The following is a 21845-nucleotide window of genomic DNA, read 5'->3' as shown; positions in this document are numbered from 1 at the left end:
GTGCGCATACTGAGGCGTGCGGGGAGTACTCGTACCGGAGGTGCAGGGATCGGGACCCGCGGGCGGAAGGTGGGGCGAGCTGGTGGCGGAGGGCGAGGCGGACGACCGCAAGCCGCGGTCGGACGAGGCACGCAGCGCGTTCGTTCCCCCGGCGGCGGTCGTGACGGGGACACACGGCACCCCGGGCGCGCACGGCGCACCGGGTGACAACGAGTCGTCGACGACGTCCGAGTTCGCGATCCCGGCGGGCCTGGACGTCCCGCAACCGCCCGCCGTCGAGCCGGAGACCACCTCCGAGTTCGCCGTGCCGAGCGGCCTCGACGTGCCGCAGGCCCCGCCCGCCGAGCCCGAGGGCTCCGCGTTCAGCCCCCCGCGCACGTACAGCGCCCGGGACGCCCTCCACGCCTTCACCCCGCCCACCGGCGTGCCCCTGGTGAAGCTCACCAAGGAGGCGCCCTGGCAGGACCGGATGCGCGCGATGCTGCGCATGTCCGTCACCGAGCGCCCCGCCCTGGAGACCGTACGGCGCGCCGACGAGCCGGGCCCGGCCGTGCCGCGCGTCCTGGACCTCACCCTCCGCATCGGCGAACTGCTGCTCGCGGGCGGCGAGGGCGCCGAGGACGTCGAGGCGGCGATGTTCGCGGTCTGCCGCTCCTACGGCCTGGACCGCTGCGAGCCCAACGTCACCTTCACGCTGCTGTCGGTCTCCTACCAGCCGTCCCTCGTCGACGACCCGGTCTCGGCCTCCCGCGTGGTGCGCCGCCGCGGCACCGACTACACCCGGCTGGCCGCCGTCTTCCACCTCGTCGACGACCTCAGTGACGACGAGACGGAGATCTCCCTGGAGGAGGCCTACCGGCGGCTCGCGGAGATACGGCGCAACCGGCATCCGTACCCCGGCTGGGCGCTGACCGTGGCGAGCGGGCTCCTCGCGGGCGCGGCCTCGGTGCTGGTCGGCGGCGGACTGTTCGTGTTCGTCGCCGCGGCGGCGGGCGCGATGCTCGGCGACCGGCTCGCCTGGCTGTGCGCCGGGCGCGGACTGCCCGAGTTCTACCAGTTCACGGTGGCCGCCACGCCCCCGGCCGCGATCGGCGTCGCCCTCACGCTCGCGCACGTCGACGTGAAGGCGTCCGCCGTCATCACCGGTGGCCTGTTCGCGCTGCTGCCGGGGCGGGCGCTGGTGGCGGGCGTGCAGGACGGGCTGACCGGCTTCTACATCACCGCCTCCGCGCGCCTGCTGGAAGTCATGTACTTCTTCACCGGCATCGTCGTCGGCGTCCTGATGGTGCTGTACTTCGGCGTCACCCTGGGCGCCAAGCTCAACCCGGACGCGGCGCTCGGCAGCGTCGACCGGCCGGGGTGGCAGCTCGCCGCCTCCATGCTGCTGTCGCTGACCTTCGCGGTGCTGCTCCAGCAGGAGCGGTCGACAGTGCTGCTGGTCACCCTCAACGGCGGGGTGGCCTGGTCGGTCTACGGGGCCATGCGCGACGCGGGCAACCTGTCACCGGTGGCGTCCACGGCCGCGGCGGCCGGCCTGGTCGGCCTCTTCGGACAGTTGCTGTCCCGCTACCGGTTCGCGTCCGCGCTGCCCTACACCACGGCGGCGATCGGTCCGCTGCTGCCCGGTTCGGCGACGTACTTCGGGCTGCTGGGCATCGCCCAGAACGACGTCGACGGCGGCCTGGTGTCGCTCACCAAGGCCGTGGCGCTGTCCATGGCCATCGCGATCGGGGTGAACCTGGGGGCGGAGGTCTCCCGGCTGTTCCTGCGGGTCGGCACGGCGGAGGGACGGCGGGCCGCGAAGCGGACGCGCGGGTTCTGAAGAGGTCCCCGCCCCGGCCGTCAGCCCTGGTTGTCGTACGGGTACTGCTGCTGACGGCCGCCCTGGTCGTAGCCGTACGGCTGCTGGGGCCGGCCCTGGTACTGGTCGTGGTGCTGCGGGGGGTACTGCTGCCCCTGGCCGTAGTCCCGGTGCCCGGGGTCCTGGTGGCCGTACTGCTGGTCGTACCCCTGCCGGCCGCCGTATCCCTGCTGGTCGCCGTACCCCTGCTGGTCGCCGTAGTGCTGCTGGTCGCCGTACGGCTGCTGCTGCCCGGCGTCGCCGTTGCCGTAGTGCTGGTCCCGGTGGGCCGGGGGGACGGCGCGCAGACGGGTGGTGGCGTCGTCCATCGGGGGGTGCTGAGGGGAGCCGTACGCCGCCTGTCCGGCCGGCACCGGCCGGGGCGCGGCCTCGGGGGGGTTCTTCTTCGCCTTCGAACGGGCGCGCAGGAACTCGATGGCGATCGGGATCACCGAGACGAGGACGATCAGGATGAGGATCGCCTCGATGTTGTTCTTGACCGCGTCGATCTTGCCCAGCCAGGAGCCGAGCAGCGTCACGCCCGCGCCCCACAGGACGCCGCCGATGACGTTGAAGACCACGAACGAGCGGTACCGCATGCCGCTGACGCCCGCGATGATCGGGGTGAACGTGCGCACGACGGGCACGAAGCGGGCCAGTACCAGGGACTTCGGGCCGTACTTCTCGAAGAACTCGTGCGCCTTGACGACGTTCTCCTGCTTGAACAGGCGGGAGTCCGGCCGGTTGAAGAGCGAGGGGCCGACCTTCTTGCCGAACATGTAGCCCGCCTGGTCGCCCAGGACCGCGGCGAGGCAGATCAGCGCGATCGCCGCCCACAGCGGGAAGTCCATCTGGTGCGAGGTGATCAGCAGGCCGCAGGTGAACAGCAGCGAGTCGCCCGGCAGGAAGAAACCGATGAGCAGACCCGACTCGGCGAAGACGACGAGGAGCAGGCCCCAGATGCCGAACGTGTCGAGGAGGTGATTCGGATCCAGCCAGCTCGGTCCGAGGGCAAGCGTCTGCACGGTTCCGGGCTCCCGAGGAGTGAGGGGGTACGGCCGTACCCGAGAAAGGTACGGCCGGTCAAAGCTATCAACGCAAGGTGTCCCCGCCAGGTTCCACGGGTGTCACCAGGATGCCCTGTGCGCCCCCTGGGACGAAGCTGTGGGTCGCCGTAGCGGCCCGGTCGCCGTGGCGGCTCGCGCCCGCCCGGTCAGAACGGGAAGCGGCTGCGCCCGTGCTGCACCGAGATCCACTTCTGCGTGGTGAACGCCTCCACCGTCGTCTCGCCGTTCAGCCTCCCCACCCCGGAGTGCTTCTCGCCGCCGAAGGGGACCTGCGGCTCGTCGTGGACGGTGCCGTCGTTGACGTGGAACATGCCGGTGTCGATCCGCTGGGCGAAGGCGACGCCGCGCTCGACGTCCCCGGTGTGGACGGCGCCGCTGAGGCCGTAGGGCGTGTCGTTGACGAGGCGGACGGCCTCCTCCTCGCCGTCGAACGGCAGGAGCAGCGCCACCGGGCCGAAGAGCTCCTGCTTGAGCAGGGGCGAGCCGGCCGGGATGTCGGTGAGGACCGACGGCTCGACCAGGTTGTCCGTGGTCCGGCCGCGCACCAGGGCGGTGGCGCCGGCCTCGACGGCCTGGTCGACGGCGGCGGTGAGGGCGTCGGCCTGGGAGGAGTTGATGACGGGGCCGATGACCGTGGCCGGATCCTTCGGGTCGCCGGTCTTGAGGGACGTCACCTTGGCGACGAACTTGGCCGTGAACTCCTCCAGCACCGAGCGGTCCACCAGGACGCGGTTGGCGGCCATGCAGACCTGGCCCTGGTGGACGTACCGGCTGAAGACGGCCGCGTCGACGGCGTAGTCGATGTCGGCGTCGTCCAGCACCACCAGGGCGCTGTTGCCGCCGAGCTCCAGGACCGTGCGCTTGAAGTACGAGGCGCAGACGGTGGCGACGTGCCGGCCGACCTTGTCGGAGCCGGTGAAGGAGATCACCTTGGGCACCGGGTGCTCCAGGAAGGCGTCGCCTATCTCCGAGATGTCGGTGACGACGACGTTGAGCACGCCGCCGGGCAGCCCCGCGTCCTCGAAGAGCTTCGCGACCAGGGTGCCGCCGGTGACGGGGGTGTCCTGGTGCGGCTTGAGGACGACCGCGTTGCCGAGCGCGAGCGCCGGGGCGACGGACTTCAAGGAGAGCAGGAAGGGGAAGTTGAAGGGGCTGATCACCCCGACGACGCCGACGGGGACCCGGTAGAGGCGGTTCTCCTTGCCCTCGGTCGGCGAGGGGAGGACGCGGGCCTGGGGGGTCAGCGTGAGCTGGGCCGCCTCGCGCAGGAACTCCTTGGCGAGGTGCAGTTCGAAGCCGGCCTTGGTGCGGGTGCCGCCCAGCTCGGCGATGATCAGCTCGGCGATCTCCGCCTCGCGCTCCTCCAGCAGGCGCAGCGCCTTCTCGAACACCGCGCGGCGGGCGTAGGCGTTGGTGGCCGCCCACTCCCGCTGGGCGCGTTCGGCGGCGCGGTAGGCCTGGTCCACCTCGTCCACGGTGGCTGTCGTGATCGCCGCGAGCTTCTCGCCGTCGTACGGGTTGAAGTCGATGATCTCCCAGCCGCCGGTGCCCGGACGCCACTCGCCGTCGATGTACTGCTGAGCCAGGTCCGTGAAGTAGGACGACATGTGCTCCCTCAATCCCTGTCGCTGCCGTGCGATCCCTGTCGCTGCCGTGACAGCCTTCGCAGTCATCATCCGATCAACGTTCGATATGACGTCATCGTACGTGTGACGGACGGGAGTTGGGAGGAGTCAGGAGAGACGGGAACGGGTACCGGGGCGACACGGGAACGGGTACCGGGGCGGCTCCGGGCACGCTCGGGGAAGCGGTTCGGGCGCGCTCGGAGAAGCGGTTCGGGCGCATTCGGGGAAGCGGTTCGGGCGCGCTCAGGAGAGCTGGAGCAGCCCGCGCAGGAGGTCGCGGCTCTCCTCGGGGGAGGGGCTGTCCTGCTGGAGCTGCTTGAGCGCCTGCTCGTACTGGGCGACGTCCTCGGGTTTGTCGAGGTAGAGGGCGCTGGTGAGCTGCTCGAGGTAGACGACGTCCGAGAGATCGGACTCGGGGAAGCTGAGCAGGGTGAAGGCGCCGCTCTCGCCGGAGTGGCCGCCGAAGCCGAAGGGCATGACCTGCAACCGCACGTTGGAGCGCTCGGAGAGGTCGATGAGGTGCTGGAGCTGGCCGCGCATCACCTCGCGGTCGCCGTAGGGGCGGCGCAGCGCCGCCTCGTCCAGGACGATGTGGAACTCGGGGGCCTTCTCGGAGACGAGGTACTTCTGCCGCTCCAGGCGCAGCGCCACCCGCCGGTCGATGTCGGCCGCGCTCGCGCCGCCCATGCCGCGGGAGACGACGGCGCGGGCGTACGCCTCGGTCTGGAGCAGACCGTGCACGAACTGCACCTCGTAGGAGCGGATGAGGTGGGCCGAGCCCTCCAGGCCGATGTACGTGGGGAACCAGCTGGGCAGGACGTCCGAGTAGCTGTGCCACCACCCGGCGACGTTCGCCTCCTTCGCCAGGGAGAGAAGGGAGGTCCGCTCCGCCTCGTCGGCGACGCCGTACAGCGTCAGCAGGTCCTCGACGTCCCGCGTCTTGAAGCTCACGCGCCCCAACTCCATGCGGCTGATCTTCGATTCGGAGGCGCGGATCGAGTAGCCGGCCGCTTCCCGGGTGATGCTCCGCGACTCCCGCAGACGCCTGAGATGCGACCCGAGCAGCATGCGCCGCACCACCGAGCCGCTAGTGGACTCCCCAGCGCTCACTTCGTCAGCCCTCCCCAACGTCTTCCGGACGCGCAGTCTGCCACTAAACCACGACGAGCAGTACTCGTGCGGTTACAGAAATGGAAAGGAGTGGCCGTCCGGCCACGGCGGAGGGCTCGGGGAGCGCTCCCGCACGGGGAACCGGGGAAGAAAGTGGCGGAAGAAATGCGTGACAAGCGGTACTTGGGGGCCCATTTCCGGCGCGTGCACGTGCATCTGCCCTTGCATCTGCCGTGCGCATCGGAAACCATGGTGCCGCGCCACCGCTGCATCGCCACGACCGCGAACACCCGGGAGTGCCTCGCATGGGGACGAATGGATCGACCATGCTCGAGCCCTTACGGCAGGGACTTCCGCCGCTGGACCCCGCGTCCGTGTCCACCGCCGCCTCCTGCGGTCTGCCCGCCCGTTACGAAGCGGTGCGCGAGGCACGGCAGTTCACCCGGCGGACCCTGGACCAGTGGGAGCGGGGCGACCTCTTCGACGACGTCTGCCTGGTGGTCTCCGAACTCGTCACCAACGCGCTGCGTCACGCGCTGCCCGCGGACCCGCCGCGCGGCGCCGAACAGGCGGCTCCGGTGCGGCTGCACCTGATGCGGTGGGCGACGCGACTGGTCTGCGCGGTGCGCGATCCCAGCGGGGAGAGCCCCGTCGCGCCGGACGCGGAGGATGCCGTGGACGACTTCTCGGCGGAGTGCGGCCGGGGACTGCTCCTCGTCGAGTCCTTCGCCGACGGCTGGGGCTGGCACCCGCTGGCCGGCACGCTCGGCGGCAAGGTCGTGTGGGCGATGTTCCGGCTGGCGCCGGCGGACTGATCCGCCGGGGTCCGGCCGAGCAGACACCGGGGCGCGGAAGCGCTTCGACGCTTCGGCGTGGAACGGGGCGACGGGGCGACGGGGCTCACGAAGCCCGTCGCTCCGTTTCCGCGCTTTTCGCGTCCACTTGACGCGTGTCACACGATGCGACGCGTGTCAGACGATCAGATGGTCGAACTCGCCGTCCTTGACGCCCAGCAGCATGGCCTCGATCTCGGCGCGCGTGTAGACGAGCGCGGGTCCGTCCGGGAACCGCGAGTTCCGTACGGCCACGTCACCGCCCGGCAGCCGGGCGAACTCCACGCAGGAGCCCTGCGAGTTGCTGTGCCGGCTCTTCTGCCAGGCCGCTCCGGACAACTCGGTCGCAGCCATGCCGTTGTACACGTCATCCACGTCGCACACGTCGTGGTCCACAGGTCGCTCCCCGGGTGGTGCATTGGCTGATGTGGCCATTGATGCAGTGGTCAACTGCCCCGGATCATAGCCCCGTTCACCTGCGGATGCATGAGCAGATGCACGTGCACGCGGGGTGTTCCTGCGGTTACAGCTTTTACGGTCCCTTGACTGACCACTCCCCCCACCGTTTGCCCAGCCCCCCGCCCCCCATGCGACCCCACCTCACGAGTGGCCAGTTTTCCGCCCACACAAGCAAAGACGAGCGAATTCCCACCCCTGTTCCCCAGAAGCGGCGCGGGACTGTGCCGTCTACGCGGCTCCGCCGCGGGGAGGGGCGCGAGCTGCCACCGTGCCCCGCAAGGGGCGCGGGGAACTGCGCGACCAGCCCCCACCCACCCGCGCCCGAGAACGAACCCGCGGGGTCCAAGGGGCGGAGCCCCTTGAAGGGACGGGAAGGGTAGGGGCGGCGGGGGCGAAAACCCCCACAACACCCCCACCCACCCCGCCGTCCCCTCCTGATAACTTGCCGCCACGCCGACAAAAACCGGCACCGGCAACCCCCTGGAGGCACACGTGACGTCGGCGCCCCGCCCCACCCGCCTCACCACGGCAACCACGGCCACCACCCTCGCCGCCGCGCTCACCCTCGCCCTCACCCTCACCGCTTGCAGCAGCGACAACGACGGCGACGACGCAACACCCACCACCTCCACCTCCACCGCAGCCTCCGGCACCGACTCCCCCTCCCCCGGCACAAAACCCGGAAAGCTGGACGGCAGCTGGCTGACCACCACCGACGGCAAGGCGGTCGTCCTCATCGTCACCGGCAAACAGGCCGCCCTGTTCGCCACGGGCGGCACCGTATGCAGCGGCACGGCCGCCGAGACGTCGGACACCTGGACGATCCACCTGCCCGACTGCCAGGGCGCGTCCGACAACGACCGCGGCACCGGCACGGTGGACTCCGTGACCTCGAAGACCCTCAAGGTCACCTGGAAGGGCGACGCGGGCACGGAGACGTACCAGAAGTCCGACGGCACCCACCTGCCCAGCGGCTTCCCGACATCGGGCCTGCCGGGGTCGTAGCCCTCGGGCCCGCCCGGGTCGCGGCCCCGCACGTACGCCGGGGGCGCGCGTGCACGACGTACGCGCCTGCACGATGATCGTGATCCCGACGCACCGGCACGAACGTCCGTGCCACCGTCACGAACCGCTGAAGGACCTCATGCGCGCCACGTTCCCCCTCGCCGTCACCGCCCTCGCGGCGGCCCTCGCCCTGACCGCTTGCAGCAGCGACGACTCGGGTACCGGCAAAGGCACCGACACCGCCACCGCCACCGGCGGCAAGAACGGCAGCAGCACGGCCGCCGCCGACGCGAAGGCCTGCGCCCTGACCGGGCTCGACATCGAGGTCGGCCCGGCCAACGCCGCCCCGGCCGTGGGCGACACGGGCAACCTCCCCGTCACCCTGACCCACACCAAGGCCGGCACCTGCACACTCGACGGCTTCCCCAAGGTGACGCTGCTGGCCGGCAGCACCTCGTGGACCGTCGCCGAGGAGAAGTCGGCGCAGCCCACGAAGCTGACCCTGCACCAGGACGAGTCGGCGACGTTCACCCTCACCTACGTACGGGGCGAGGCGGACGGCAAGGGCGCCGCGGACACCCTGCGGTTCTCGCTGCCCGGCGACTCCGGCGACAAGACGGCGAAGTGGACCTACGGCGTGATCGCCGAGAAGGGCTCGGGCCTGGACGTCACGGTGACCCCCTTCCAGACGGCAGGGGACTGAACGACGGGACCGTGGACCGTCCCGGACGGCCGGAACACTGCCGTCGGCGCAGCGGCCGGCCGTCGGTGCAGCAGTCGGCCGTCGGTACGGCAGTCGGCAATCGGCCGTGGGTGCGGCAGTCGGCCGTCAGCCCAGCCAGTCGGCCGTCAGCGCAGTGGCCGGTGCCGCTCCACCCTCGCCCGGTCGGCCGCCGCCGCGCCCTCGTGCCAGCCTGCCTCGTCGGAGACACCGCGCAGCCGGGTGGTGACGGTCTCGGGGAACATCTGTTCAAGGTGTTCCGTCACCGCCACGTCCCGGGCCGCGAGGACCGGCAGGAACTCTCGGCCCTCCCCCGCCGCCGCGGCCGTCTGCTCCCGCACGGCGGCCGCGAGCCGGTCGCCCACCCGGTGCGCGTACGCCGCCAGGAACGACTGCCGGAACGTCTTCGTCCGCCTCCGTCCGCCCGCGCGCTGCGCCGCCTCCGCCCTGGTCATCGCGGTCGTCGCCTGGACCAGCAGTGAGGTGTGGAGCAGCTCGACCGCCTCCAGGTCGGCCTCGAACCCGACGACCGTGGAGAAGCCGAACTGCTCGTGCCACACCGCACGGCAGCGGTTGGCGGCGGCGACCGCGTCCAGCAGGACCGCCTTGGCCGTCTCGTACGGCGGATCGACACCTATGCGGCAGGCCCCGGGCACGTCCGCGGCGCCGGGACGCGCGGGGGAGCCGCCGGCCGCGAGCACGGCCTCGTCGATGCTGTGCCGGGCCATCAGCTCCTGCGCCTTGGCGCTGAGCGCCTCCGCCTCCTCCGGATACCCGGTCGCCTCCGCCTTGGCGAGCAGGGCCCGGATCCGGGCGAGTATCCGGGAGCCGGACGAGGAGGCGTCGGCGGCCCGGCGCGGCGGGTCCAGCGGCTCCAGGGCGGGCAGCCGGAGCAGCAGCCGGTACAGCTCCAGCAGGGCGGTGGCCCGCGAGAAGCGGTCGGTGCGCGGGGGCGGGCTGCCGTCCAGCTCGGCCAGCTGCGCCGCCCAGCGCGCATACGGTGTCGGCCGCTCCCCCGCCTCGCCGAGGATCAGCGCCGACACCAGCCGTATGTGCTCCTCGCCCAGCTCGCGGCGGACGTACCGCACGAGATCGGCGGGCTGCCACCCGCGCCGCCAGGCCGCGGCGACGAACTCCTCGCCCCGCCGGGCGAGTTCGGCGTCGGCGGCGGGGTCGGCGGCCAGCAGGGAGGCCCCGGCGTCGAGGGCGGCGTCGGTCTCGGCGTACAGCGCGGCCTCGAAGGCGCGCTCGACGGTGGTCGGCGTACTCACCCCTCGATCGTGACACGGGGGTACGACAACGCACTCGACCCGCTCCACGACGCGATGCTCGCCGCCGAACACCTGGACGAGGTGGCCGACCATCCGATCGGCCACCTCGTGGACCAGGCACGGCGGTCCGGAGCGCCCTGGACCGACATCGGCCGGTGCGTGGGCGTCACCCGGCAGGCGGCCCAGAAGCGCCTCGTGCCCAAGGAGGGCCCGGACCTCGACCCCAGCCATGGTTCAGCCGCTGCACGACGCGCGCGCGGAGCGCAGGCATCACCCTGGCCGCCGTCCGCGAGGCGGCGGTGGAGGCGTACGTGGCCGGACAGCTCACCGCCCTGACGAAGGAGGCGTAGGGCGGGGCCCCGGCGGTCGGCGGTCAGCGGCCGGCGGTCGGCGGTCGGGGGCCGGCAGTCAACGGCCGGCGGCCGGCGGTCGGCAGTCGGCGGCCGAAGTCGTTGTCAGACCCTCCTGCGAGACTCGGAACCATGACCGGCCACTGGGCACTCGTCCCAGCCGAGGACGGCGGCGCGCACCTCGCCCCCCTCGGTCCGGACGGGCTGCCCGCCGGCCCCGTGCGGCGGGAGCCGGACCTCGCGGCGGCGGTCCGCGGCCGCCCGGAGGTCACCCGCTGGGTGTGGCGCTCGACCCCCGAGCTCTACCCGCGCCTGCTCGCCGCCGGCCTGCGCGTCGAGCGGTGCTACGACGTGGAGGACGCCGAGACGCTTCTGCTCGGCCACGAGGGCAGGCTCGGCGAGCCCCGGTCCGCGGCGGCCGCACTGGCCAGACTGCGCGGGACCGCCGTACCCCCGGACCCGCCGGCGCGCCCCGCCGACCCCGGCACCCAGTCCTCCCTCTTCGACCCGGGCCCCGCACGCGAAGAGGTGTCCCTGGAGGATTTCGCCGAGGTCTACGCCGCGCAGCAGCGCCGTATCGACGCCACCGCCCGGCCGGACCGGATGCGGCTGCTGATCACGTCGGAGTCGGCCGGCATGCTGATCGCCGCCGAGATGAACGCCGCGGGACTGCCCTGGCGCGCGGACGTGCACCGCGAGGTGCTGCGGGAACTGCTCGGCGAGCGGTACCCCGGCGGCGGCGAGCCGACGCGGCTGGCGGAGCTCGCGGAGGAGGTGTCGGCGGCGTTCGGCCGCCGGGTGCGGCCGGATCTGCCGGCCGACGTCGTCAGGGCCTTCGCGCAGGCCGGGATCAAGGTCCGGTCCACCCGGCGCTGGGAACTCGAGTCCCTGGACCACCCCGCCGTGCGGCCGTTGCTCGAGTACAAGCGGCTGTACCGCGTCTGGGTCGCCCACGGCTGGTCCTGGCTCCAGGACTGGGTGCGCGACGGCCGCTTCCGCCCGGAGTTCCACGCGGGCGGCACGGTCACCGGCCGCTGGGTCACCAACGGCGGCGGCGCACTGCAAATACCCAAGGTCATCCGGCGGGCGGTGGTCGCCGACCCCGGCCACTGCCTGGTCGTGGCCGACGCCGCGCAGCTGGAACCGCGGGTGCTGGCGGCGATCTCCCGCGATCCGGGGCTGATGGAGGTCGCCGGCCGTACGGACGACCTGTACCAGTCGGTGTCGGACCGGGCGTTCTCCGGCGACCGCGCCCAGGCCAAGCTCGCCGTGCTCGGCGCGATCTACGGCCAGACGTCGGGGGACGGCCTGAAGAACCTCGCCGCGCTGCGCCGCCGTTTCCCCCGGGCCGTGGCGTACGTCGACGAGGCGGCCCGCGCGGGCGAGGAGGGGCGGCTGGTGCGGACATGGCTCGGACGGACGTGCCCGCCTGCGGCGGGAGCCGGCGACGCGGAGGAGGAGGCGGGTATCCCGCAGGAGGACCCCGACGGCGACGGCCGCCGGGTCCCCGGCGACGCCCGGTCGCGGGGCCGGTTCGCGCGCAACTTCGTGGTGCAGGGCAGCGCGGCGGACTGGGCCCTGCTGCTCCTGGCCGCCCTCCGTCGCGCCTGCGCCGGCCTCTCGGCCGAGCTGGTCTTCTTCCAGCACGACGAGGTGATCGTGCACTGCCCGGTGGCGGAGGCGGACACGGTCGTGGCCGCGCTCGGGAGGGCTTCCGACCTGGCCACCCGCCTCGCCTTCGGCGACATACCGGTGCGGGTGCCGTTCACGACGGCGGTGGTGGAGTGCTACGCGGACGCGAAGTGAGGGGTCGGCAGGGGGCGGCGGGGGCGAAGTCCCCCGCCGCGGCCAAGCCTCAGTCCGTCCCCGACTCCATCGCCGCCCGGTCGAGCAACTCGACCTCCTCCGACACCTCGCCCCGCGAAGCGATCGCCTCCGCGCCACCGCTCGGCATCGCCCCGATCAGCCCCGTCGCCGCCGCCTGCGCCGCCCCGATGAGCGCGGGGTGGTCCGTCCCGACCATGCCGATGCTCGCGTACTGCTCCAGCCGCGCCCGCGAATCCGCGATGTCGAGGTTCCGCATCGTCAGCTGCCCGATCCGGTCCACCGGCCCGAACGCCGAGTCCTCGGTCCGCTCCATGGACAGCTTGTCCGGGTGGTAGCTGAGCGCGGGGCCCCGCGTGTCGAGGACGGAGTAGTCCTCGCCGCGCCGCAGCCGCAGCGTCACCTCACCGGTGACCGCCGCGCCGACCCACCGCTGTAGCGACTCCCGCACCATCAGCGCCTGCGGGTCCAGCCACCGCCCCTCGTACATCAGCCGGCCGAGCCGCCGCCCCTCGTTGTGGTAGGCGGCCACCGTGTCCTCGTTGTGGATGGCGTTGACCAGCCGCTCGTAGGCGATGTGCAGCAGCGCCATGCCGGGCGCCTCGTAGATGCCCCGGCTCTTGGCCTCGATGACCCGGTTCTCGATCTGGTCGGACATGCCGAGCCCGTGCCGGCCGCCGATCGCGTTGACCTCCATGACGAGGTCGACGGGGGAGGCGAATTCCTTGCCGTTGACCGTCACCGGACGGCCCTGGTCGAAGCCGACCGTGACGTCCTCGGCGGCGATCTCGACCGCGGGGTCCCAGAACCGGACGCCCATGATCGGGTCCACGGTCTCGATGCCGGTGTCGAGGTGCTCCAGCGTCTTCGCCTCGTGCGTGGCGCCCCAGATGTTGGCGTCGGTCGAGTACGCCTTCTCCGTGCTGTCGCGGTAGGGCAGCCCGTGCGCGAGCAGCCACTCCGACATCTCCTTGCGCCCGCCGAGCTCGGTCACGAAGTCCGCGTCGAGCCAGGGCTTGTAGATGCGCAGATGCGGGTTGGCGAGCAGACCGTAGCGGTAGAACCGCTCGATGTCGTTGCCCTTGAAGGTCGAGCCGTCGCCCCAGATCTGGACGTCGTCCTCGAGCATCGCCCGGACCAGCAGGGTCCCGGTGACCGCGCGGCCGAGCGGCGTGGTGTTGAAGTACGCGCGCCCGGCGGAGCGGATGTGGAACGCGCCGCAGGCCAGCGCGGCCAGGCCCTCCTCGACCAGCGCCGCACGGCAGTCGACCAGGCGTGCGATCTCCGCGCCGTACGACGTCGCACGGCTGGGCACCGAGGCGATGTCGGGCTCGTCGTACTGACCGATGTCGGCGGTGTACGTGCAGGGCACGGCGCCCTTGTCACGCATCCACGCGACGGCGACCGAAGTGTCGAGGCCGCCCGAGAAGGCGATACCGACGCGCTCGCCGGTGGGCAGGGAGGTGAGAACCTTGGACATAGCAAGAGTATGCACTGCTCCGCATTATCATGCAATTCTGATCACGCAGGACGCGCGGCGGGACGGCGACCGGGAAGCCCGCCGCGTCCTCTCCGACACTCATACCCGCAGCTCAGCAGCCCCATGGTGGTGAAAACCCCCTCACCTCTCCGGGGGACAGCACCGCTCGGATACGGGGCCCAGCAGGCTGCCACGCCCGGCCGTCCGTCCGTAGAGTCACCGCATGACGATCCCGACGGACAGCCGCCCCGCCCACGGCCCGCCCCTGGGCGCCGGTACCGGAACCGAACGCGGAACCGGAACCGCCGAACCAGGCGCCGGCAGTGACTTCGCCCGCCTCTCCCACCGCATCGCCGAGGCCGGCCTGATGGAACGGCGCCCCGGGTACTACACCGCGCGCCTGACCCTGGTGACCGCGGCCCTGGCAGCGGGCTGGGCCGCCTTCGCCGCGCTCGGCGACACCTGGTGGCAGCTGGCGGTCGCCGCCTTCCTGGCCTTCGTCTTCGGCCAGATCGCCCTGGTCGCCCACGACCTGGCGCACCGGCAGATCTTCCGGCGCCGCCGGCCGAGCGAGATAGGGGGCCGACTGTTCGGCAACCTCGGCGTCGGCATGAGCTACGGCTGGTGGATGAACAAGCACACCCGCCACCACGCCAACCCCAACCACGAGGAGCTGGACCCGGACGTCGCCCCGGACATCCTGGTGTGGTCCACCGATCAGGCCCGCTCCAGCCGGGGTCTCGCCCGCTTCGTCGGCGGCCACCAGGCGCTGCTGTTCTTCCCGCTGCTCACGCTGGAGGGCTTCAACCTGCACGTCGCCGGGTTGCGGGCGCTGCGCTCACCGTCGATGAAGCAGCGGCCGCTGGAGGCCGCGCTGCTCCTGCTGCACCTGACGGCCTTCCTGTCCGCCCTCTTCCTGGTGCTGTCGCCGGGGCGGGCGCTGGCGTTCCTCGCCGTGAACCAGTGCCTGTTCGGCGTCTACCTCGGCTGCGTCTTCGCCCCCAACCACAAGGGCATGCCGACCCTCACCGGCGAGGACCGCCCCGACTTCCTCCGCCGCCAGGTGCTGACCTCGCGCAATGTGCACGGCGGCCGGTTCACCGACCTGATGCTCGGCGGCCTCAACTACCAGATCGAGCACCACCTGTTCCCCAGCATGCCCACGCCGCACCTGCGCCGGGCGCAGCCGATCGTCCGCGCGTACTGCGCCGAGATCGGCGTCCCGTACCACGAGACGGGTCTGCTCCGGTCGTACCGCGAGGCCCTGACCCATCTGCACCGGGTGGGCGAGCCGATCAGGCGGCAGCGCGAGAAGAAGTGACCGCACCGCGACCGCACGGCTCACGCACCGCGGCTCACCCGTCGCGCCGCACGGCTCACACACCGCGGCTCACGCCTCCCACCGCACGGCTCACGCACCGCGCCGCGCGCCCCCGAGTCCGTCGATCATCAGACCGAGGGTGAAGTCGAAGCGGTCGGGAACCGTCCCGGCGGTGAGCTCGGCGGCGTACCGCCGGGTGTGCGGGAAGGTGTCGGGCAGCGCGGCGAACCGGCGCAGCAGTTCGTCCCGGCCGACCACCCAGTGGTCGTCGCCGCTGCTCAGCCGGCTGTTCACCAGGGAGACCTCGTAGCTGTACGCGTTGACGTAGAGCACCAGGGCGTCGAGGGCCCAGGCGGCGGCCTGCGGCTCTATGCCTCCGGCGAGCAGCAGGGCGAGCATGCCCTCGCTGACGCGGAGGGTGTCGAGGTTGGAGGGGGCGGCGGCGAAGGCGGCCCGGGAGATGCCGGGGTAGCGCAGATACTGGTCGCGCAGCTGGGTGCAGACGCCGATGAGCTGCCGCCGCCAGTCGGCGGGATCGGGTTCGGGGAGGTCGATCCCGGCGCACAGCCGGCCGATGAGCAGCTCGTCCAGGTCGTCCTTGTTGACCACGTGGGCGTAGAGCGAGGACGGCCCCGTCTCCAGCGCGGTGGCCACGCGCCGCATCGTCAGGGCCTCGTAGCCCTCCCGCTCCACGATGCCGAACGCGGTGTCGATGATGGCGTCGACCGTGATCGGCTTCTTGCGCCCGCCGGACGGTCCCCGGCGGCCCCCGGGCGCGTCCGGGCCGGCGCCGAGCTGGTGCCGCGCCGCGCGCCGTTCCTGCGGAGTCGGTGACATGGGCGCAGTCTAACGAACCCGCGAACAGTGTTCCGTGCCACAGAGAACGCCGCTCGCGTTGCTACGAACACTGTTCTTCTGTAGAACAGTGTTCGTGTCCACTTCTCAGCTCTCCTCCCCGGCGCCCCCGACCCCCTCCGACCCCCGCCCGTCGCGCACCGCGTGGCTGGTCCTGATCGTCGTGGTCCTGGCCGACCTCATGGATCTGATCGACTCGAGCATCGCCAACCTCGCCGGTCCGTCCATCCACGCCGACCTCGGCGGCGGCCAGGTGACGGTGCAGTGGGTGCTCAGCGCCTACACCGCGACGTTCGCCCTCGGCCTGGTCACCTCCGGACGGCTCGGTGACCTGCTCGGCCGCCGGCGGCTGTTCCTGCTCGGCATGACCGGCTTCACGCTGGCCTCACTGGCCTGCGGCCTCGCCCCGGACGCGGTCTTCCTGATCGTCGCCCGGGCGTTGCAGGGGCTGTGCGGGTCGGTCATGATCCCGCAGGGCCTGGCCCTGGTGAAGGTGGTGTTCCCGCCGCGGCACCTGCGCAAGGCGCTGACCCCGGTCGGGCCGCTGATGGGCATGACCATGGTGGGCGGCCCCCTCCTGGCCGGCTGGCTGCTCCATCTGGACCTGTTCGGCAGCCAGTGGCGCTCCCTCTTCCTGATCAACGTGCCGTTCGGCCTCGCCGCCGCCCTGCTCGGCCACCGGGTCATGCCCCGCCACGGCGGCGAGGACCCGGACGCCCGCCTCGACCTCACCGGCATCGGCCTGCTCACCGCGGCCTCGGCCCTGCTCGTCGTCCCCCTCATCCAGGGCCGCGAGCTGGGCTGGCCCGCCTGGACCTACGTCATGATGGCCGCCGGGGCCCTGCTGTTCGCGCTGTTCGCCGTCTCGCAGCGGCGCAGCAGACACCCGGTCGTCGCGCCGACGCTGCTGCGCAGACGCAGTTTCGTCGTCGGCCTGACGATCGTCGCCGGGTTCTACGCCTCACTCAGCGCGTTCGTGCTGGTCGTCAACCTGCTGTTGCAGCAGGGCATGCACTGGACGCCGCTGCGCACCGGCCTCACCCTGCTGCCCTGGGCCCTCGGCACCGCCGTCGCCGTCCTGCTCGCGGGCGCCGTACTCGCCGAGCGGCTGGGCCGGGCCACGCTGCACCTGGGGCTCGCCCTGGCCGCCGTCGGACTGCTGGCCCTGTGGTGGTCCGTGGCCCACTGGGACACCGGCATCACGGTCTGGAAGCTGACCCCCGCGCTGCTGCTGACGGGCTTCGGTTCCGGACTGGCGTTCGTCCCGCTCACCGACTTCATCATCGGCGACGCCACCCCCGAGGAGGTCGGCACCGGAGCGGGCCTCCTCAACGCCGTCCAGCAATTCGCCGGCGCCCTCGGCGTCGCCGCCCTGGGCACGCTCTTCTACATCCGTGCCGGCCACCTGACCCCCCACACCGCCCTCACCGCAGCAGAACTGGTGTTCGCCGTCGCGGCGGCCCTGAACCTCCTGACACTGCCTTTGGTGAGCCTCCTGCCAAGACACCCCCAGAACGCCCACGCCTGACCCCCGGGCGTCGTCCCGCTCGCCCCGCGCCGCTACGGGCAGCACGCGTCACCCACGCGACTGGGCCGGCATCGCCTGCGCGGGAAGTGCGGGCTCTCCCCGCTCGTTCACAGGCGTGTCCGACGGGTAGCGGGCACACCCGGAGTGCGCGGTGACGTCGAGACGATCACGGGGCTCCGCCCTGACCCACACGGTGTCCTCCGTGCCGGGAGGCCGCAGGCGCAGACGGAGCGCGTGACCAGCGCTCTCGTACGCGGTGACGTCCCAGCCCCGCTCGGTCAGCCGCCTCTGTACCCGGCGCAAAGCCGCCGTCGCCCGATCCGGAGCGACACCCTTCAACGCCCATTCACTGCTCACGGTGACCACTCCCGGCATGCTCGGCGGAGTGTCGTTCCACTGCTTGTCGAGGTTCTTCAGACCGCGGTAGCCGCAGTCGGCGCCGACCCTCCGGCCGTCCCGGGGCCACTCGGCATCCAGTTCGGCTTCCGGCAGACCGAGCGCGTCGTAGACGGTCTGGGTGTGGGCGTCCAGCCGCCGGGCCGTGGCGGACGGATCCTCGACGGGGTAGGCATCGCCCTCCCAGAGCCGCCCGACGCACAGAGCCGCCACCACCACCGCGGCACCGGCGAGCGCCCCGGCCACCACCACGAGAACCTTCCGACGCCGACCGGGACGGTTGGGCCGCTGCCCCGGGTACGGCGGTGCCGCCGCGTACGGCTGGGTGGAGTACGGCTGTGTCGAGCGGGGCCGTGCCGGGTGAGACTGCGTCATGTACGGCATCGTGCGCCGGGCACCGTCCCGCCGGCATGAGTAGCCGTACTCAACAGTCGCCCGGACGAGGTGGCCGAGTACATGAGTGCGCACAGCACAAAGGGCCAGGTCTCGCAAGACCTGGTCCCAGTCGGAGCCGCCTTCGGGATTCGAACCCGAGACCTACGCATTACGAGTGCGTTGCTCTGGCCATCTGAGCTAAGGCGGCGAGTCGGCTGTGTGCACCCATGGTGCGATCAGCGACGACGGTAAGTCTACACAGTTTCCGGGGGTGGTCCGAACCGCCCCCGGGGCGTAGGGCGGGGGCGGATTCGGGCGGGGTTCGGCGGTCAGGTGCAGCGTTTGCCGTTCGCCGGCGCGGTGCCGCGGAGCAGGTAGGTGTTGATCGCCGTGTCGATGCAGCGGCTGCCGCGGCCGTACGCCGTGTGGCCGTCGCCCTCGTAGGTGAGGAGGCGGCCGGAGGAGAGCTGGGCGGCGAGGGATTTGGCCCAGCGGTACGGGGTGGCCGGGTCGCGGGTGGTGCCGACGACCACGATCGGCGCCGCGCCCTTCGCCTCGATGCGGTGCGGCTTGCCCGTCGGCTGGACCGGCCAGTACGCGCAGGTCAGTGAGGACCAGGCAAGGCTCGGTCCGAACACCGGGGAGGCCTTCTCGAACGCCGGGAGCGCCTTGTCCACCTCGTTCGGGGACCGGACGGCGGGGGGCAGGTCGAGGCAGTTCACGGCGGCGTTGGCGTACATCAGATTGGTGTAGTGGCCGTCGGCGTCGCGTTCGTAATAGCTGTCCGAGAGGGCGAGGAGCGCGGCGCCGTCCTTGTCCTTCATCGCGGAGGTGAGCGCCCGGCGCAGCTGGGGCCAGGCCGCCTCGTCGTACATCGCGGCGATCACGCCCGTGGTGGCCAGGGACTCGCCGAGCGTGCGGCCGTCCGCGTCACCCGTCTTCAGGGGCTTCGCGTCCAGTTGCCGGAAGAACGCCTCCAGGTGGTCGCCGGCCTGCGCGGGGGTGGTGCGCGAGGTACCGAGGGGGCAGCCGGAGCGGCGTACGCAGTCCTTGGCGAAGGACTGGAACGCCGTGTCGAACCCCGCGGTCTGGTCCTCGTTCAGCTCGCGCGCGGACAGCGAGGGGTCCATCGCGCCGTCCAGGACGAGGCGTCCGGCGCGGTCGGGGAAGAGGCCCGCGTACGTGGCGCCGAGGAACGTGCCGTACGAGGCGCCCACGTAGTTCAGTTTCTTGTCGCCCAGCGCGGCCCGGACGATGTCCATGTCGCGCGCCGCCTCGACCGTGGAGACGTGGCGCAGCAGTTTCGGGTCGTGCTTGCCGCAGCCCGCCGCGAACCTCTTGTACGCGTCGACGAGTTTCGTGGTCTCCCCGCGGTCGTCCGGGGTGGCGTCCGTCTGCGTGTACGCGTCCATCTGACGGTCGGTGAGGCACTCGACCGGCTCGCTGCGGGCCACGCCGCGCGGGTCGACGGCCGCCATGTCGTACCGCGCGCGGACGTCGGCCGGGTAGCCGATGCCCGCGAACTGCTGGAGGTAGCCGATCGCCGAGCCGCCGGGGCCGCCCGGGTTGACCAGCAGCGAGCCGAGGCGTTTGCCCGGACCGGTCGCCTTCTTCCGGGCCACCGCGAGCCGGACGTCGCCGGCGGAGGGCTTGTCGTAGTCCAGCGGCGCCTTGACCGTGGCGCACTGGAAGCCGGGGACACCGCACGCGCGCCACGCCGGTTTCTGGCTGTAGTAAGAGGTCAGCGCGGGGGGTGTGGAGCGGGGCAGTGCGGCCAGGGCGGCCGGCGCCGCCTGCGCCGGGGAGGGTGCGGCGGGCGTCGCCGAGTGCCCCGAGGAGCACGCGGCGGAGAGCAGCAGGGCGAGCGCGGCGGCCAGCGGGGTGCCGCGGGTGAGGAACCGGCGGGAGGGGCGGGGGCCACCGGACAGGGGGGCACGGGCGGTACGGGGTGCGGGAGGGCGGCTGAGGTGCATTCCGCGAGCGTAACGTTGCGTCGTCGATCGCTCACCGAATGTCGCACACGGTCCCCTTTCGGGTGAGGACGTCAACCCGTACGTCGGCCGCCCGGTGCCGGCCCCGCGCGCAACGCCGTCGTCGGCCGATGGTGTCGGCCCGCGCGCCTCGCCGTCGTCAGCAGGCGGTGTCGGCCCCTGCGCATCGCCGTCGTCAGCCGACGGTATCGGCCCCTGCGCATCGCCGTCGTCAGCCGACGGTATCGGCCCCTGCGCATCGCCGTCGTCAGCCGCCCGGTGTCAGCCCGCGCGCAGCGCCATCGTCATCGCCTCCACCGCCAGCAGCGGTGCCACGTTGCGGTCGAGAGCCTCGCGGCAGGCGGCGATCGCCTCGATGCGGCGCAGCGTGGCCTCCGGGGTGCTGCTGCGGGCCAGCCGCTCCAGCGCGTCCTCGGCGTCCGTGTTGGCGAGGGCCAGCCGGGAGCCGAGCTGGAGGGCGAGGACGTCGCGGTAGAAACCGGTCAGGTCCAGCAGGGCGACGTCCAGGCTGTCGCGCTGGACGCGTCTTCTGCGGCGCTTCTGGTCCTCCTCCAGCTCCTTCATCACGCCCGCGGTGCCGCGCGGCAGTCGGCCGCCCTGGACCGCGCCGAGCGCCGCCTTCAGCTCCTCGGTCTCCTTGGCCTCCCGCTCCTCGGCGAGCTGCTTGGAGTCCTCCGCGGCCGCGTCGACCAGTGTCTGCGCGGCCTTGAGGCAGCCGCCGACGTCGTCCAGGCGGAGCGGCAGCGCGAGCACGGCCTTCCGGCGGGCACGGGCCCGCTCGTCGGTGGCGAGGCGGCGGGCGTGGTCGACATGGCCCTGGGTGGCGCGAGCGGCGGCGACCGCGATCTCCGGCTCGATGCCGTCCCGCCGGATCAGCAGATCCGCGACGGCGTCCACCGGGGGTGTGCGCAGATTCACATGGCGGCAGCGGGAGCGGATGGTGGGCAGGACGTCCTCGACGGAGGGGGCGCACAGGAGCCAGACCGTGCGGGGGGCGGGCTCCTCGACGGCCTTCAGGACCGCGTTCGCCGATTGTTCGTTCAGACGTTCGGCGTCCTCGACGAGGATCACCTGCCAGCGGCCGTTCGCGGGCGAGGTGAACGACTTGCGGACGGTGTCGCGCATGTCGGCGGCGCGGATCTGGGCGCCGATGGCGGCGACGGTGGTGACGTCGGCGTGCGTGCCGATCAGGGCGGTGTGGCAGCCGTCGCAGAAGCCGCAGCCGGGGGTGCCGCCCAGCGCGCGGTCGGGGCTGACGCACTGGAGGGCGGCGGCGAAGGCGCGGGCCGCCTGGGTGCGGCCGGCGCCGGGCGGGCCCGTGAACAGCCAGGCGTGCGTCATGCTCGACGCTTCGGGGAGCGGGGCGTTGGTCGCCGCGGCGGTGACGAAGGCGTCGGCGTCGCGGGCGGCAGCGGTGAGCTGGGCGCTCAGCCGGTCCTGGCCGACGAGGTCGTCCCATACGGGCATGGGCCGCCGCCTTTCGGGTTCGTGCGAGGTGTGTCGGTTCCCATTGTGGGGGTGGGCACTGACAGTGGGGGTGCGGGTGGGGTCGTTCGCCCCCGCCGCCCCTGCCCTTCCCGTCCTCCAGGGGCGCTGCCCCTTCGACCCCGTCGAGCGCCTGAGAGCCCGGGTGGGTGAGGGGCGTCGGCGACCGCGGGTGCGCCGTGGCCGGTCGCGCAGTTCCCCGCGCCCCTGACGGGGGCGCTGCGGCTGGTCGCGGCGACGCGGCGGGGCCGCGAAACAGTACAGCCGACGGCGGACCCGCGGAACGGCAGAGCCCCGTGCGTCTTACGG

18 protein-coding genes and 1 tRNA gene are annotated in these 21845 nt (G+C 72.4%); 8 read left to right on the top strand and 11 right to left on the bottom strand.

Annotated features, from left to right (window positions below):
* The first annotated feature begins 82 nt into the window (after positions 1 to 82).
* Positions 83 to 1822: a threonine/serine exporter family protein gene (locus IO29_RS08710; protein ID WP_030378611.1), complete on the top strand. Its 1740-nt coding sequence runs from the start codon at positions 83 to 85 to the stop codon at positions 1820 to 1822.
* Between the two features lie 20 nt (positions 1823 to 1842).
* Here the strand turns inward: IO29_RS08710 and IO29_RS08705 are convergent, their stop codons facing one another.
* From IO29_RS08705 to IO29_RS08695, 3 genes are all read right to left on the bottom strand, one after another.
* On the bottom strand, positions 1843 to 2865 hold the full coding sequence (locus IO29_RS08705; protein WP_030378612.1) for a DedA family protein: 1023 nt from the start codon (positions 2863 to 2865) through the stop codon (positions 1843 to 1845).
* A 188-nt stretch (positions 2866 to 3053) separates the two neighbouring features.
* A complete protein-coding gene (locus IO29_RS08700) occupies positions 3054 to 4514 on the bottom strand; it encodes an aldehyde dehydrogenase family protein (RefSeq protein ID WP_030378613.1) in 1461 nt (486 codons plus the stop codon).
* Positions 4515 to 4775: 261 nt separating this feature from the next.
* On the bottom strand, positions 4776 to 5600 hold the full coding sequence (locus IO29_RS08695) for a helix-turn-helix domain-containing protein (RefSeq protein ID WP_051707486.1): 825 nt from the start codon (positions 5598 to 5600) through the stop codon (positions 4776 to 4778).
* Positions 5601 to 5947: 347 nt separating this feature from the next.
* Between IO29_RS08695 and IO29_RS08690 the strand changes: the two genes are divergently transcribed.
* Entirely contained in the window at positions 5948 to 6457 is a 510-nt protein-coding gene (locus IO29_RS08690) for an ATP-binding protein (RefSeq protein WP_078618149.1), read from the top strand.
* A gap of 156 nt (positions 6458 to 6613) precedes the next feature.
* On the opposite strand, the gene IO29_RS08685 is transcribed toward IO29_RS08690, so the two are convergent.
* On the bottom strand, positions 6614 to 6871 hold the full coding sequence (locus IO29_RS08685) for a DUF397 domain-containing protein (protein ID WP_030378616.1): 258 nt from the start codon (positions 6869 to 6871) through the stop codon (positions 6614 to 6616).
* A 555-nt stretch (positions 6872 to 7426) separates the two neighbouring features.
* Here IO29_RS08685 and IO29_RS08680 point away from each other — a divergent pair.
* Both IO29_RS08680 and IO29_RS08675 read left to right on the top strand, forming a co-directional pair.
* Positions 7427 to 7939 carry a hypothetical protein gene (locus IO29_RS08680; RefSeq protein ID WP_030378617.1) on the top strand — a complete coding sequence of 171 codons (513 nt, stop codon included), beginning with the start codon at positions 7427 to 7429 and terminating at the stop codon, positions 7937 to 7939.
* Positions 7940 to 7988: 49 nt separating this feature from the next.
* The gene (locus IO29_RS08675; RefSeq protein WP_234307446.1) at positions 7989 to 8642 is read left to right on the top strand and encodes a DUF4232 domain-containing protein; all 654 of its coding nucleotides are present in this window, start codon (positions 7989 to 7991) and stop codon (positions 8640 to 8642) included.
* A 146-nt stretch (positions 8643 to 8788) separates the two neighbouring features.
* Here IO29_RS08675 and IO29_RS08670 read toward each other — a convergent pair whose 3' ends face one another.
* Positions 8789 to 9931, bottom strand: coding sequence for a DUF2786 domain-containing protein (locus IO29_RS08670; protein WP_030378619.1), 1143 nt, complete (start codon positions 9929 to 9931; stop codon positions 8789 to 8791).
* A 9-nt stretch (positions 9932 to 9940) separates the two neighbouring features.
* On the opposite strand from IO29_RS08670, the gene IO29_RS36420 reads away from it, so the two are divergent.
* Together IO29_RS36420 and IO29_RS08665 are read left to right on the top strand one after the other, a co-directional pair.
* A complete protein-coding gene (locus IO29_RS36420) occupies positions 9941 to 10267 on the top strand; it encodes a hypothetical protein (RefSeq protein ID WP_420705360.1) in 327 nt (108 codons plus the stop codon).
* Between the two features lie 146 nt (positions 10268 to 10413).
* Complete coding sequence (locus IO29_RS08665; protein ID WP_030378620.1) at positions 10414 to 12087, top strand: bifunctional 3'-5' exonuclease/DNA polymerase; 1674 nt, start codon at positions 10414 to 10416, stop codon at positions 12085 to 12087.
* Positions 12088 to 12136: 49 nt separating this feature from the next.
* Here the strand turns inward: IO29_RS08665 and argG are convergent, their stop codons facing one another.
* Complete coding sequence (argG, locus tag IO29_RS08660) at positions 12137 to 13585, bottom strand: argininosuccinate synthase (RefSeq protein WP_030378621.1); 1449 nt, start codon at positions 13583 to 13585, stop codon at positions 12137 to 12139.
* A 223-nt stretch (positions 13586 to 13808) separates the two neighbouring features.
* Here argG and IO29_RS08655 point away from each other — a divergent pair, with 223 nt between their 5' ends.
* Positions 13809 to 14906 carry a fatty acid desaturase family protein gene (locus IO29_RS08655; protein ID WP_030378622.1) on the top strand — a complete coding sequence of 366 codons (1098 nt, stop codon included), beginning with the start codon at positions 13809 to 13811 and terminating at the stop codon, positions 14904 to 14906.
* A gap of 90 nt (positions 14907 to 14996) precedes the next feature.
* Here the strand turns inward: IO29_RS08655 and IO29_RS08650 are convergent, their stop codons facing one another.
* Positions 14997 to 15743: a TetR/AcrR family transcriptional regulator gene (locus IO29_RS08650; protein WP_030378623.1), complete on the bottom strand. Its 747-nt coding sequence runs from the start codon at positions 15741 to 15743 to the stop codon at positions 14997 to 14999.
* Between the two features lie 94 nt (positions 15744 to 15837).
* Between IO29_RS08650 and IO29_RS08645 the strand changes: the two genes are divergently transcribed.
* Positions 15838 to 17289, top strand: a complete 1452-nt coding sequence (locus tag IO29_RS08645) for an MFS transporter (protein WP_234307447.1) — start codon at positions 15838 to 15840, stop codon at positions 17287 to 17289.
* Between the two features lie 48 nt (positions 17290 to 17337).
* Here the strand turns inward: IO29_RS08645 and IO29_RS08640 are convergent, their stop codons facing one another.
* From IO29_RS08640 to IO29_RS08625, 4 genes are all read right to left on the bottom strand, one after another.
* Entirely contained in the window at positions 17338 to 18060 is a 723-nt protein-coding gene (locus tag IO29_RS08640; RefSeq protein ID WP_158709307.1) for a hypothetical protein, read from the bottom strand.
* Between the two features lie 134 nt (positions 18061 to 18194).
* Positions 18195 to 18268, bottom strand: a tRNA-Thr gene (locus tag IO29_RS08635).
* A gap of 121 nt (positions 18269 to 18389) precedes the next feature.
* Complete coding sequence (locus tag IO29_RS08630) at positions 18390 to 20033, bottom strand: alpha/beta hydrolase (protein ID WP_051707485.1); 1644 nt, start codon at positions 20031 to 20033, stop codon at positions 18390 to 18392.
* 279 nt (positions 20034 to 20312) lie between these two features.
* Positions 20313 to 21518, bottom strand: coding sequence for a DNA polymerase III subunit delta' (locus tag IO29_RS08625; protein WP_030378627.1), 1206 nt, complete (start codon positions 21516 to 21518; stop codon positions 20313 to 20315).
* Positions 21519 to 21845: the final 327 nt, after the last annotated feature.

The sequence above is a fragment of the Streptomyces sp. NRRL F-6676 genome (assembly GCF_000725625.1).
Lineage (GTDB): Bacteria > Actinomycetota > Actinomycetes > Streptomycetales > Streptomycetaceae > Streptomyces.
This window is presented reverse-complemented; position numbering and strand designations above follow the sequence as displayed.